This is a genomic window from Microbacterium pygmaeum (assembly GCF_900100885.1).
GTDB classification, from domain to species: Bacteria; Actinomycetota; Actinomycetes; order Actinomycetales; family Microbacteriaceae; genus Microbacterium; species Microbacterium pygmaeum.
In genome coordinates this window covers 890117-903050 of the sequence record NZ_LT629692.1, presented here as the reverse complement: position 1 = coordinate 903050, position 12934 = coordinate 890117, and the positions used below count along the sequence as shown (strand labels likewise).

The 12934-nt window shown below is 69.6% G+C and carries 13 protein-coding genes; 3 read left to right on the top strand and 10 right to left on the bottom strand.

Going from position 1 to position 12934, the window contains the following annotated elements; all coding sequences use genetic code 11:
* Positions 1–26 precede the first annotated feature (26 nt).
* The 5 genes from BLT19_RS04175 to BLT19_RS04155 form a co-directional block, all read right to left on the bottom strand.
* On the bottom strand, positions 27–1205 hold the full coding sequence (locus tag BLT19_RS04175) for a thiolase family protein (RefSeq protein WP_091486891.1): 1179 nt from the start codon (positions 1203–1205) through the stop codon (positions 27–29).
* A gap of 5 nt (positions 1206–1210) precedes the next feature.
* Positions 1211–2383 (bottom strand): bifunctional 2-methylcitrate synthase/citrate synthase, encoded by a 1173-nt coding sequence (locus BLT19_RS04170; RefSeq protein ID WP_091486886.1) that lies wholly within the window; start codon positions 2381–2383, stop codon positions 1211–1213.
* Between the two features lie 11 nt (positions 2384–2394).
* Entirely contained in the window at positions 2395–3294 is a 900-nt protein-coding gene (gene prpB, locus BLT19_RS04165) for a methylisocitrate lyase (RefSeq protein ID WP_091486882.1), read from the bottom strand.
* A gap of 112 nt (positions 3295–3406) precedes the next feature.
* Positions 3407–4948, bottom strand: coding sequence for an MmgE/PrpD family protein (locus tag BLT19_RS04160; RefSeq protein ID WP_091486880.1), 1542 nt, complete (start codon positions 4946–4948; stop codon positions 3407–3409).
* Positions 4949–4966: 18 nt separating this feature from the next.
* Entirely contained in the window at positions 4967–5647 is a 681-nt protein-coding gene (locus BLT19_RS04155) for a GntR family transcriptional regulator (protein WP_091486875.1), read from the bottom strand.
* Positions 5648–5798: 151 nt separating this feature from the next.
* Between BLT19_RS04155 and BLT19_RS04150 the strand changes: the two genes are divergently transcribed.
* The 3 genes from BLT19_RS04150 to BLT19_RS04140 are packed head-to-tail and all read left to right on the top strand — an operon-like array spanning position 5799 to position 9260.
* Entirely contained in the window at positions 5799–6728 is a 930-nt protein-coding gene (locus BLT19_RS04150) for an ABC transporter ATP-binding protein (protein ID WP_172825588.1), read from the top strand.
* Positions 6725–8344 (top strand): ABC transporter permease, encoded by a 1620-nt coding sequence (locus BLT19_RS04145; RefSeq protein WP_091486871.1) that lies wholly within the window; start codon positions 6725–6727, stop codon positions 8342–8344. The genes BLT19_RS04150 and BLT19_RS04145 overlap by 4 nt, the downstream gene beginning before the upstream one ends.
* 49 nt (positions 8345–8393) lie before the next feature.
* Entirely contained in the window at positions 8394–9260 is an 867-nt protein-coding gene (locus tag BLT19_RS04140; protein ID WP_091486866.1) for a hypothetical protein, read from the top strand.
* A gap of 13 nt (positions 9261–9273) precedes the next feature.
* Here BLT19_RS04140 and BLT19_RS04135 read toward each other — a convergent pair whose 3' ends face one another.
* The 5 genes from BLT19_RS04135 to BLT19_RS04115 are packed head-to-tail and all read right to left on the bottom strand — an operon-like array spanning position 9274 to position 12874.
* Positions 9274–10149: a hypothetical protein gene (locus tag BLT19_RS04135; RefSeq protein WP_091486862.1), complete on the bottom strand. Its 876-nt coding sequence runs from the start codon at positions 10147–10149 to the stop codon at positions 9274–9276.
* The gene (locus BLT19_RS04130) at positions 10146–10700 is read right to left on the bottom strand and encodes a hypothetical protein (RefSeq protein ID WP_091486858.1); all 555 of its coding nucleotides are present in this window, start codon (positions 10698–10700) and stop codon (positions 10146–10148) included. Before BLT19_RS04130 ends, BLT19_RS04135 begins: the two co-directional genes overlap by 4 nt.
* A complete protein-coding gene (locus BLT19_RS04125) occupies positions 10693–11304 on the bottom strand; it encodes a hypothetical protein (protein ID WP_091486854.1) in 612 nt (203 codons plus the stop codon). The genes BLT19_RS04130 and BLT19_RS04125 overlap by 8 nt, the downstream gene beginning before the upstream one ends.
* A gap of 41 nt (positions 11305–11345) precedes the next feature.
* On the bottom strand, positions 11346–12575 hold the full coding sequence (locus BLT19_RS04120; RefSeq protein WP_091486851.1) for a hypothetical protein: 1230 nt from the start codon (positions 12573–12575) through the stop codon (positions 11346–11348).
* Complete coding sequence (locus BLT19_RS04115) at positions 12572–12874, bottom strand: hypothetical protein (RefSeq protein WP_091486848.1); 303 nt, start codon at positions 12872–12874, stop codon at positions 12572–12574. The genes BLT19_RS04120 and BLT19_RS04115 overlap by 4 nt, the downstream gene beginning before the upstream one ends.
* Positions 12875–12934: the final 60 nt, after the last annotated feature.

The window sequence follows — 12934 nt, the reverse complement described above, 5'->3', positions numbered from 1 at the left end:
CGGTTCGCGACAGAGGAGCGGTCCTGTCAGAGGCGCTCGATGATCGTCGCGTTCGCCAGGCCGCCACCCTCGCACATCGTCTGCAGCCCGTAGCGGCCGCCGGTCGCCTCGAGGGTCGCCAGCAGGGTGCCCAACAGGCGCGTGCCGGATGCTCCGACCGCATGGCCCAGCGCGATGGCACCGCCCCAGGAGTTCAGCTTCTCCGGGTCGGCGCGCAGCTCCCGCTGCCAGGCGAGCGGCACCGAGGCGAAGGCCTCGTTCACCTCGTAGGCGTCCAGGTCGTCGATGCCCAGGCCCGCCCGCTCGAGGATGCGCCGCGTCGCCGGAATCGGACCAGTCAGCATCATCAGCGGGTCATCGCCCACGACCGCGAACGCGTGGAACCGCGCGCGAGGCGTCAGCCCGAGCTCGATCGCCTTCTCCTCGCTCATGATGAGCGTCGCCGACGCCGCGTCGGTCAGCGGCGAGGAGTTGCCCGGGGTGATCTTCCAGTCCAGATCGGGGAACCGTGCGGCCAGCTCCTCGGTCCGGAACGAGACCGGGAGCCCCGCGAGCTTGTCGACGGCGGTGCCCGCACGCACGGTCTCGTCGATGGAGATCACTCCGGCATCGGTGGGCACCTCGACGATCTGCGACGCGAACCGGGAGTCCGCCCACGCGGTCGCCGCACGGCGATGCGATTCGGCCGAGAACGCGTCGAGCTCCTCGCGGGAGAACTCCCAGCGCTGCGCGATCAGCTCGGCCGAGACGCCCTGATTGACCAGCCCGTCGGGGTACCGCTCCACGACACCCCGCGACACCGTTCCACCGTGCGCGCTGGAGCCCAGCGGCACGCGGGACATCGATTCGACACCGGCGGCGATCACGATGTCGTACGCGCCGGCCATCACCCCCTGCGCGGCGAAATGCGCCGCCTGCTGGCTCGATCCGCACTGCCGGTCGATCGTCGTCGCGGGAACGCGCTCGTCGAATCCGGCGGCCAGGACCGCCTGGCGGCCGATGTTCAGCGACTGATCGGCGACCTGGCTCACGCATCCCATCAGGACGTCGTCGATCTGAGGGGACTCCAGTCCGTTGCGCTCGAGCACGCGCTGCAGCACCCCGGCGGCCAGATCGACCGGATGCACCTCCGACAGGGCACCCCCCGGTTTGCCCCGACCCGAGGGCGTGCGGACGACGTCGACGATGACGGCGGTACGGCTCATGGCCCTCAGGCCTCCGATTCGGCCGGTCGCTCAGCGGCCGCGAGGATCGCGGCATCCGCCACGTATCCCTCGATATGCCGCTCATCGGGACCGTTGTAGGCCGACAGCGGGCGGATCAGGGCGTTGGAGGCCGCCTGTTCGAGGATATGCGCGGTCCACCCGGTCACCCGGGCGGCCACGAACAGCGGCGTGAAGGTCAGGGTGTCGAATCCGATCAGGTGGTATGCCGGGCCTGACGGGTAGTCGAGGTTCGGATAGATCCCCTTGCGCGAGACGAACTCCGACTCGAGCGCGTCGTACAGCGCGGCGAGCTGATCGGCGTCGTAGTGCTCGACCAGGGTGTCCAGCGCGGCCTTCATGGTGGGCACGCGCGAGTCGCCCTTCTTGTACACGCGGTGGCCGAAGCCCATGATCTTCTTCTTGTTCGCCAGGGCGTCATCCAGCCAGGGCACGACGTTCTCGGCGGAGCCGATCTCGTCGAAGATGTGCATCACGGCCTCGTTGGCCCCGCCGTGCAGGGGTCCTTTCAGCGCACCGATCGCGCCGACGACGGCCGAGTACAGGTCGGCCATGGTGCTCGTGATGACACGGGCCGTGAAGGTCGACGCGTTGAAGGAGTGCTCCGCGTACAGGATCATCGACACGTTGAACGCGTGCGCGACGAGCGGGTCGGGGATCTCGCCGAACGTCATCCAGAGGAAGTTCTGCGCGTAATCCAGGTCGTCGCGTGGCTCGACGAGCTCCTGCCCGCGGCGGCGGCGCTGGTCGTACGCGACCATGGCCGGCAGCTTCGCGAACAGCCGCCGGGACTTGTCCAGGTCGGAGTCGCGCGAGGTGTCGAAGGCGGCGGGATCGGATGCCCCGAACACCGACACCGCGGTGCGCACGACGTCCATCGGGTGGGCATCCAGCGGCAGCAGGTCGATCGTCTGCTTGATGTTCTCGTCGAGGCTGCGCCCGGCGCGCTCCTCGGCGACGAACTGCGCCAGCTCCTCGTCGGTGGGCAGCTCGCCGTACCAGAGGAGGTAGGCGACGGCCTCGAAGGACTGGGTCGCGGCCAGCTCCTGCACCGGATACCCGCGGTACAGCAGGCTGTTCGTGTCGGGATTGACCTTGCTCACCGCCGTGTAGTCGACGGTGACTCCGGCCAGTCCCTTCTTGATCTCCACGTCGCTCATGAACGTTGCTCCTATCGCTGGATCTGGAAGTCGAACACCGAGGTGTCGAAGTGGTTGTAGCCCTCGTAGTCGATGAGCTCGTAGAGGTCGGCACGATGCTGCATCTCGGCGAGCTTCGAGGTCAGGTGCCCCTCGTCGTTCAGCGTATCCAGCGCGCGACCGGCGGCGCCCATCGCGATGCGCAGCAGCGAGACCGGCCAGATCACGATGTTGACGCCGACGTCGCGCAGCTGATCGACCGTGAACAGGTCGGACTTGCCGAACTCGGTCATGTTGGCCAGGATCGGCACGTCCACGGCGGCCCGGACGGCCGCGAACTCCTCGAGCGAACGCATGGCCTCGGGGAAGATCGCGTCGGCCCCGGCATCCACCAGCTGCTTGGCGCGATCGATCGCGGCGGCCAATCCGTCCACGGCCGCGATGTCGGTGCGCGCCATGATCAGGAAGTTCGGATCGCGACGCGCGTCGACGGCGGCGCGGATGCGCTTGACCGCCGTGTCGGCGTCGACCACGGACTTCCCGTCCAGGTGCCCGCACCGCTTCGGGTTGACCTGGTCCTCGATGTGGGTGCCGGCGAGCCCGGCGTCCTCGAGGGTCTGCACCGTGCGGGCGACGTTCATCGGCTCGCCGAAGCCGGTGTCGGCGTCGATGATCGCCGGCAGGTCGGTCATCCGCGCGATCTGCTGGCCCCGGCCCGCGACCTCGGTCAGGGTGGTGAGCCCGATGTCGGGCAGCCCGAGGTCGGCGCTGAGCACGGCACCCGAGATGTAGACGCCCTCGAAGCCCTTCTGCTCGATGAGCCGTGCGCTCAGCGGGTTGAAGGCTCCCGGGAACCGCAGCAGCTCATCCGAGGCGAGTCGTTCCCGCAAGACTCGCCGCTTCTCGGTCGCTGAGACTGTCGAATAGAGCATCAGCGGCGTCCTCCGGGTGAAGAAGTCAGGAAAAGTCGCCGGTCTGGAGTGGAAGCGAGCCCCAGAACACGCATCGTTCCTGAATTCTTCACCGCGCTCGCGTAAGACCGCATCAGAACAGTCCCTTGGGCGCGGGAGCGCCGGCCAGCACGCCGTGCTCGGCGACGATCGTCAGCTGCTGCACTTCTCCGGCGGTGAGCTCCGGCAGTCGCTGTGCGAGATCGAGGAAGCGCTCGATCTCGTCGGGCGCGAGCACGGGCTCGGCCAGGATGCGGAACTTGCGGATGTAGTCCTCTCGCGCGAACGGCCGGGCGCCGAGCGGGTGCGCGTCGGCGACGGCGATCTCGTCGGCGATCTCCGTGCCGTCGGTGAAGCGGATGACGACTCGGCCGCCGAAGGCCTTCTCGTTCGGATCCTCGGAGTGGTAGCGACGCGTCCACTCCTCGTCCTCGGCCGTCGTGACTTTCCGCCACAGCGCCACGGTGTCCTCGCGACCGGCGCGCTCCGGCGCGTACGAGTCGACGTGATGCCACGCGCCGTCCTGCAGGGCGACGGTGAAGATGTACGGGATCGAGTGATCGAGCGTCTCGCGCGACGCGGTCGGATCATACTTCTGCGGATCGCCCGCGCCCGATCCGATCACGTAGTGGGTGTGGTGGCTGGTGTGCAGGACGATCGACTCGATGTCCTGGCCCTCCGGTCCCTGGGCCTGTCGAAGACCGGGGTACTCGTTGTGCAGCTTGCGGGCCAGATCGATCCACGCCTGCGCCTGATATTCGGCCGAGTGCTGCTTCGTGTATGAATCCAGGATGCCGCGCTTGGCCTCCCCCGGCCCGGGCAGCGGAACCTCGTACGAGGCATCCGGGCCGTCCAGCAGCCAGGCGATCACGCCGTCTTCGCCTTCGTAGATCGGCGACGGGCTGGTCTCCCCGCGCATCGCGCGGTCGACCGCCTCGACCGCCATCTTGCCGGCGAAGGCAGGAGCGTGCGCCTTCCAGGTCGAGATCTCGCCCTTGCGGCTCTGGCGGGTCGCCGTGGTCGTGTGCAGCGCCTGTCCGACGGCCTGGTAGATCGTCTCGACGTCGAGGCCGAGCAGGGTGCCGATGCCGGCGGCTGCGGACGGACCGAGGTGGGCGACGTGGTCGATCTTGTGCTTGTGCAGTGAGATCGCGCGGACGAGGTCGATCTGGATCTCGTACCCGGTCGCGATGCCGCGCACGAGCGCGCGGCCGTCGGCGCCGACATGCTGTGCGACGGCGACGATGGGCGGGATGTTGTCGCCCGGGTGCGAGTACTCCGCCGCCAGGAACGTGTCGTGGTAGTCCAGTTCGCGCACCGCCACGCCGTTGGCCCACGCCGCCCACTCCGGGCTCGTGCGACGCTCGATGGCGCACCCGAAGACTGTGGAACCCTTGCCGCTGATCGAGACCGCATGATCCAGCGCCTGCTGGCGCGCCGCGCTGACGGGGGCGCGGGTGAGCGATGCCGCAGCGACGGAGGCGTTGTCGATGACCCGGTTGATGATCATGTCGACGACGTCGGCGTCCACATCGACCGGGTCGGCGGCGATCTCGGCGATGCGCCAGGCGAGCTGGCCCTCGCGGGCGAGGTCCTCGTCGCTGCGGTGGACACGGAGGTGATGCGTGACGGTCATGTGCTCTCTTTCGGAGTTCTAGGACCCCTCGACGAGCACGGGGACCGATGGGGAGGTCGCCGAGCCCGTCGAAGCGTCGATGGAGTGGAGGATGCTCTCGAGCGCGTTGTGCAGGTGCACGTGCGTCGCGGAGGCGGCCAGGTCGGCATCGTGCGCCGCGATCGCCGCGGCGATCAGCCGGTGCTCGGCCACTGACGCGGCGAGCCGGTCCGGGTTGTCGCGCGCCAGCCGGCGCACGCGCACGAGGTGGGTGCGGACGGTCCGCAGCGCGGACGTGAGGTAGTCGTTGCCGACCGCAGCGTCCAGCGCGGTGTCGAAGCGGCCGATGAGCGCGTAGTACGCATCGAGACCGGACCGCCCGTCGAGGCTCGCGTGCGCGAATTCGTCGGCCAGATCGGCGAAGGAAGCGGAGTCCGCCCGCTCGGCCGCCATGCGCGCCGCGGACTCCTCGAGCGCGCGGCGCAGTTCGAACAGCTCTCGGATGTCATCGGCGTCGATCCCGGTGACGACCGTGACCCGCGCGGACTGCTGCACGACCAGGCCGTCGGCCACCAGACGGCCCAGCGCTTCGCGCAGCGGTGTGCGGCTGACGCCGAGGCGTGCCGACTGCTCCACCTCGCCCAGGACCGTGCCGGGCGCGAGAGCACCGGACTGGATCTCATCCAGCAGCGTGCGGTAGGCGCGATCACTTGCCCGCATCCCGCACCTCCGAATCGACGACGACTCCTCCAGTGTATACACAGAGCCGTACGAGAAGCCATGTACGCCCGATAGTGGTCCTCTGCGTATACATCAGCTCGCGCTCGATGCGTATTCCCAAAGCGCTCCGCGCGGCGTACAGTCAGCGTCCGTGAACGCCATCATCAGCACCACCGGCCTGCACAAGCACTACGGACGCACGCACGCGCTCGACGGGCTGGACCTCACCGTCGAGCAGGGACAGATCCACGGATTCCTCGGGCCCAACGGCGCAGGAAAGTCCACGACCATCCGCGTCCTGCTGGGGCTGGCGCGGGCCACGTCGGGCGAGGCATCCGTCTTCGGTCTGCACCCGTGGCGGGACGCCACCGCGATCCATCGGCGGATCGCCTCCATCCCCGGCGACGTGAGCGTCTGGCCCAACCTGTCCGGCGGCGAGGCCGTCGACCTGCTGGCGCGACTGCGCGGCGCGCACCGCCACGATCAGGCGTATCGCGATCAGAAGGCGCGACTGATGGAGGCGTTCCAGTTCGACCCGCGCAAGAAGGGGCGTGCCTATTCGAAGGGGAACCGGCAGAAGGTCGCCCTCATCGCGGCGTTCGCGGTACCGGCCGACCTCTACATCCTCGACGAGCCGACGAGTGGGCTCGATCCGCTGATGGAGGTGCAGTTCCGCCGGGAGATCGCACGGGTTCGGGATGCCGGAGCAACGGTGCTGCTCTCCAGTCACATCCTCTCCGAGGTCGAGCAGCTGTGCGACCGCGTGTCGATCATCCGTGCGGGCCGGGTCGTCGAGTCGGGCACGCTGGCCGAGCTGCGCCACCTGACGCGGACGGAAGTGTCGTTCGCGGGATCGGACGCGAAGGCGGCTTCAGGCATCAGCGATGCGCACGATGTGGTCGCGGACGAGAGCAGGGTGCGGTTCACGGTGGATTCGGATGCCGTCAACGCCGTCCTTCCGGAATTGGCCGCGCGGAACGTCCAGGGACTGCGCATCGAGCCGCCCTCGCTGGAGGAGCTCTTCCTCAGGCACTACGGCGATGACACGGCAGCGCAACAGGGAGACGCGGTCGGCTCATGAGCACGCTCGGGCCCCTGCTCGCGCAGCGCATCCGGCGCGACTGGCGACAGGTGCTGATGTGGTCGATCGGCATCGCACTGCTGGCATACCTCGCCTCCCTCGGTGTCGCGCAGTCGTACGGGACGCAGCAGGACCGCGAGTCGCTGCTGGCCGCGGCGATCGCGAATCCCGTCATCCTGCTGTTCCGCGGTCTCCCGTCGGGCGCCGAGGAAGGCGCCTTCATGCTGTTCCTCATCTTCCCCTGGCTCGCGATCCTCGCGGCGTTCATGAGCACCTTCCTCGCGGTGCGCCACACCAGGATGGATGAGGAACTCGGACGCACCGAGCTGGTCGCGGCGACCCCTGCGGGCCGGACGATGCCGTTGCTCGCGACGCTCGTCCACGGCGTCCTCGCGAACATCCTGGTGGGCGTGCTGACCGCGCTCGCGCTGCTGGCGACGGGAGCGGGGACGGCCGGATCGGTGATCTCGGGCGCCGCAGTCGGCGCGGTCGGCATCGTGTTCCTGGGTGTCGGGCTGCTCGCGGGCCAGCTGATGCGAACGTCCCGCGGAGCGAACGCGCTCGCCGTGTGGATCGTGGTCGCGACGTTCGTCCTGAGCGGGATCGGCAATGCGGTGGGAACCCCCGGCGAGGATCTCCAGCGCATGCAGAGCTCATGGGTGACCTGGCTCTCCCCGTTCGGCTGGGGTGAGAACGTCCGCCCGTTCGCAGACGACGACCCGACGCCGATCCTGCTGTGCATCGGTGCCGGTGGGGTGCTGATCGCGCTCGCATGGGCACTTCAGAGCGTCCGCGACATCGATCAGGGTCTCGTCCCCGAACGGCGCGGGCGGGCGGAGGCCCGCGCGTCCCTGGGCACCGCGGGCGCCTTGGTGTGGCGCCTGACCCGCGGTGCCGTCGTCGGGTGGACGATCGGGGGGCTCATCACCGGAGTGCTCTCGACATCGCTGGCATCGGTCGTCGACTCCGTCAGCGCGGACAACCCCGCAATCGATCAGGTGCTCACCGCGCTCGGCGGCAGCGCCGACCTGGCGCAGGCGACGGTGACGGTGTTCTTCACGATGCTCGGCGTGCTCGCCGCGTGCTGCGCCGTGCAGGTCATCTGCCGCGCGCGCCAGGAGGAGGCCGCGGACCGCGCCGAGCCGGTACTGGTTTCACCCGTCGGACGCGTGCGGTGGCTGGGCGACTATGTTCTCGACGGATTCGGCGGCATCGTCCTGGTGATCGCAGCCGGTGCGGTCGGCGCCGCGATCGGGATCGCCGCGCAGCGGGGCGACTGGTCGCTGCTGCAGGTTGTCGCCGTGACCGGCGGTGGGCAGGTGGCTGCGGCATCCGTCTTCCTCGTCCTGACCTCGCTCGTCTTCGTGCTCGCTCCGCGCGCGACGCTCGTGGTCGGCTGGTCGCTCGTGGTCATCGGGATGATCCTCGGGCTCTTCGGGCCGCTGTTCGGTTTCCCGGACTGGCTCATCCACCTCGCACCCGTCGGGGTCGCCCCGGAGGTCACGGCCGACGGGGTCGACCTGCGGGGGCTCTGGTGGCTCCTGCTGGCGACCGTGGTCGGCAGCGCGGCCTCGCTCCTCCTGATGAGACGACGCGAGCTCGCAACCGACGGCTGAGCGTTGCGGGCACGGAGCCGACCCGCGCCGGCGGGCTTAGCCTGAGGGGGTGAGCGCAGATGACGCGCAGGGGAACACGGGCGACGACGCCGAACTGGCGCGGTTGCGTCGTCGCGCGTACGGCCCGCAGCCGGACATCCAGGACGATCCGGTCGCGCTGGCGCGTCTGGACGAACTCGAAGCGGTTGTCCGCTCCCGCTTCGCGATGTCGACTGTCGAGGTGGAGGACACCCGGACGACATCTCCGGATTCGGTAGCCGCGCCGGCGCCGGTCGCCGACGCATCCGTTCCTTCTCCCGTCGCGGCGACGCCACCCTCGCGCGCGCGACGTGCGCACACGGCTCTGCTGGTGGCGACGGCGACCGCGGCACTCCTCCTTGGTGCGATCGCCTGGAGCGCGGCGCCGTTCGGACAGACCGGGGCCGCAGGCCCCGATGCTGCCGAGCCGGCACCCGCCGACACCGCGAAGCCGATCCCGGTGGTGGAGGATCAGGATTGGTCCTCGTCCGATGACCGGCACTGGTCGGCATCCTCAGCCGCCGACTACACCCGCTTCCTCGATTCCCTCCGTGATGAACTCCTCGCCGGCGAGGGAATGGGCGATCTGCCGGATCGAGTGATCCGCAAGGATCTGCGCCCGTACGGCAGTCTCTACGGGCACACGGTGTGGGCGGGCTCCACCATCGACGGCGAATACTGCATGATCATCGTCGAGCAGCCGCTGCCCGAGATCGCGTGCATCTCGGTGGACGAGGCCTATGCGAGCCCGAGGACGATCGTGCTGCCGGCCGGAGTGGCCGATTCCGCCGCCGAAGCGGCCCTCGAGCCGGGTGCGCCGATCTCGTACACGCTGCTTCCGGGCGGCACGGTCGTGGCCGAGCCCTCCGACGCGTGGAACTTCCCCTTGGACGACTAGTCCGCGCGGTCGGCTACGCCTTCTCCGCGAGGTGCTTCGGCAGCCACGTCATCGGATCCGCGAAGTCCCCGATGATCACTCCACCGGCGGGTACGGAATCGTCGAACCTCGACAGATCCACTCGGGCGCCACCGGCAGTCCGCGCGCTCGCGAACGCCCGCGTCCTGACCTGGACGATGAGCCGGGCGGTGTCGGGGCCGAGGTCGGAAGCGACTCGCGCCTGCAGCGCCACCGCGTCCGATCGGGCGCCGTCGATCGCGGCGAGGAACGCCCGAGCGGTCGATCCGTCGATGTCCGCCGCCGCATCGGGCTGCGTCGCACGCACCGCGAACATGCTCACGAGCAGGACGACCGCGATGCCTGCGGAAGCGGCGATGACCGCGCCCGCACCGACGGCCCCGCGGGTGAAGGTGAACACCGCCGACAGAATCAGTCCCAGGGCGACGACAGCCTGGATACGCCACTTCGCCCGGTCCAGCGGGCGGAATCTCAGTGCGACGAGGACGGCGAGGACGATCGCGCCCGCGCCGATCGCCAACGCCGCCGCGAAGACCTCGCGGTCCTCTGGAGCGGCGCGGAACCCGCTGGAGAGCGCGGCGGACAGCGCCGCGCAGACGGCGGCGAGGATCAGCACCCATCCGATCCACCCGTTGGGTGCGCGGCCACCGTACTGGCGGTGCAATGCCGCCTTGGCGTGCTTCTTCGCGTCGTCGCCGATGGAGCGGGCGTTCTGCCAGGTTCTCGTCGCCGACTCGTTCTCGCCGACCACCTCGAAGACGATGCGCTCCGCGTCCCGCGGCGCGAACGTGTGATGGGTCGCCGACGCGCCGATCTTCTCCCGGGCCTGGCGTGCGAGCGTCTCGATCTGCTCGTCGGAAGCGGGGATCATTCCTGGACCACGTTCATCGTGACGAGGACGCGTTCCGCGTGCACCTGCGCCAGTGCGGCGTTGGGCGGCGACATCGCGGACAGGAGAGCGACGACGAGCCTTCCGGCCACCTCGAGCACGTACACGGTCCAGACGGCCTCGACGAGCGCGACCTGCGCTCCGTCGTCCGTCAGCGGGGCATCGATCACCGTGACACGCCACCCGGGTCCTCCGCCGAGGTCGGCCACGATGCTGTGCACCTCCCACGCCGAAGGCACCATGGCTCGGGCGATCTCCTCAGCCTGGGTCCGGCTCGACGCCGCCGGGACGTCGTCGTAGGCGAACACCGCAAGCGCTCCGAGCAGCCGGTGCCCGACGGCGTCGAGGAACAGCACGTGCGTGGCGTCCACTTCCGCACGGGTCCGCAATGCGAGGGTGGCCGCCTCGAAGACGTCGGCTCGCCGCTCCGCCTCCGTCGTGGCCGTTCGCTGCTCGCGCCACGCGAGCGCCTGCTGCCAGCCGGGGACGAGGCTCCAGATCTCCGGATCGGCGTTCAGCACGAGATCAGGCATCGTGCCGCCACCGGACGCTGGCCACGATGGCATCGCACAGCAGCGACATCGCGGCGATCCCCTCGTCGGCGATGGTGGTCTCACCGACCGCCCGAAGCATCGTCGAGCGGAACACCAGCGCCTTGCGGGTGCTGCCGGGGACCCGCAGCAGATACCCGGAACCGGCGACGTCGACGACGGTGCCGTCGCTCTCCGAGCTCGAGTCGGTCGACCACGTGATGATCGTCTGCCCGGGGTCCAGCGGCCGGGCATCCCGACGGCGGATCAGATCGGCACCCATCGCGGCGACGGTCGCTCCGGCCGGCGCGGTGACCCATGAGGCCACGAGGGTCACCGGCGGCGGCTCCTCACCCGTTGACCGAGACGGTGTGAACACGCGGATCACGTCAGCGCGAGCAGCCTCGGTCCGTGCGGTCGCGAGGATGTCGCGCATCCGCGCGCGTGCAGCGCCGCGCGAGGCGATGGGCAGCTGCGCCAGCGCGGCATCGAGGCGTGCGTCCATCTCACCGAAGCCGGCATCATCGCCCTCCCAGCCATCGGGAAGCAGAACGGCGAATGCCGGATCCGTCTCCGTGGCTCCGATCAATTCGGCGCGCAACGACATCGACCAGCCCTCTCGTACGGTGCATCCAGCCTAACGTCGGGTCAGCTCAGCCGATCGCCGGCGCCCACGAGACTGTCCATGACCTGGAAGTAGGCGTCGATGGATCCGCCGACGGCCTCGAGCGCATTCGCCGGGTTGCCCGCGAGGTTGCGCCAGCCTTGAGCGACGCTGGTGATGACGGAGTTGCCGTCCGCGAGGAACGCGGGCGTATGCAGCATCCGCATCAGGTTCTGCGAGTTCAGTCCGTGCGGACCGCCGACGTCGAACAGGCCCGGAATCCTCGCGCCGACGAAGTCGTCCAGCGCCCGGCCGTACTGCAGGAACTCGTCGCCGCCGAGCCGCAGCGCGCCGGAGAGCCGGGGGAATCTCGCCCCCACGTCGGCGAAGTCGGCGAGCCTGCCGAGCTTCGCGAGCTTGCCGAACGGGATGATCCCCACGGCGGCGAGGGCGACGCTCTGCCAGTCCCCGCGCCCCGCGTTCAGCTTCGCGATCTCGCCGAGCAGCGAGAGGACCCCGACGACGGCTGCGAGCACGGCGGCCAGGAGTGCCAGCGGACCGGTCACGAAGAACGCGACGATCAGCAGAGCGATGCCCACGTAGAACAGGATCTCGAGCATGACCTCGACGAACGGCATCGCGTTGTCCCAGAAGCCATCGCTGACGCCGTTCGCGTTGGTGCGCTCGAGGCTCGAGCAGGCGGTCTCGTACGCCGCCTCCCAGGTCTCCACCGGAGCGTCGTACCCGCTCCAGTACATCTCCCAGGTCTCCACGGCCGAGTCGAACGCGCCCTGCTCACCGGCGGTGGAGGGCCGGGTGCCGGTCTGCTCGATGTCGTGGTCCTCGTTGCGGTCGAACTCCCGCTGATCGCCCTCCGCGGAGCTCAGCGCCCAGGAGGCGTCGCGCACGTCGGGCCAGGTGCGGTGGGCGCCGTCCACCCGCCAGTCGGTGGAGGATTGCACCGCGCTGAGGGCGGTCGCGTAGCGACCCAGCGCCGCGCCGCTCGGGCGGTAGCGGCGCGAGGCGACATCGAGGTCCTCGTAGACCTCCTTGGCCTGCTCGCGGATGGCGTCGAAGGACGCGCCCTTTCCGACGGTGCCGTCGGCGAAGAGCTGGAGGGTCGCGGCGGCGCGGGCCATCTTCTCGCCGAGCGACTCGATCTCGCCGGCTTCGGTGGTGATGACCCCGGGGTCCCCGTCGATGTGGCGGACGCGACGGCCACCGTCGGTGCGTGGCATGTCCTCTCGCGAGTAGACGTACGAGTTCTCCGTCACTGGGACGCCTCCATGCTCGCCGCGAGTTCGAGGTCGGCCTCGGTCCACCCCTCGTGCGCGTCGTCGAGGCGCTTCTTCATCTCCTCGAGGTTGCGACGCTGGGTCTCGCGCTTGTCATTCCACTCCGACTCGAAGTCCTCGGCGGCGCGGGCGAGGCGGCTGTCGTCCTGCGGGCTGCCGATGGCTGCCACGAGGGATCCGGTGCGCGAGCCGGCGGTCTCGAACTCGGCGATGATGTCGCGGAGCGCGTCGCTGAGGGCCCTCATCGATTCGAGGGGGATCTCCACGCCATCCGTCATGCGACTGCCTTCCCGTGTCGTCGGAGACCAGCATACGAAAACGCCTTTGTCGGGCACGAT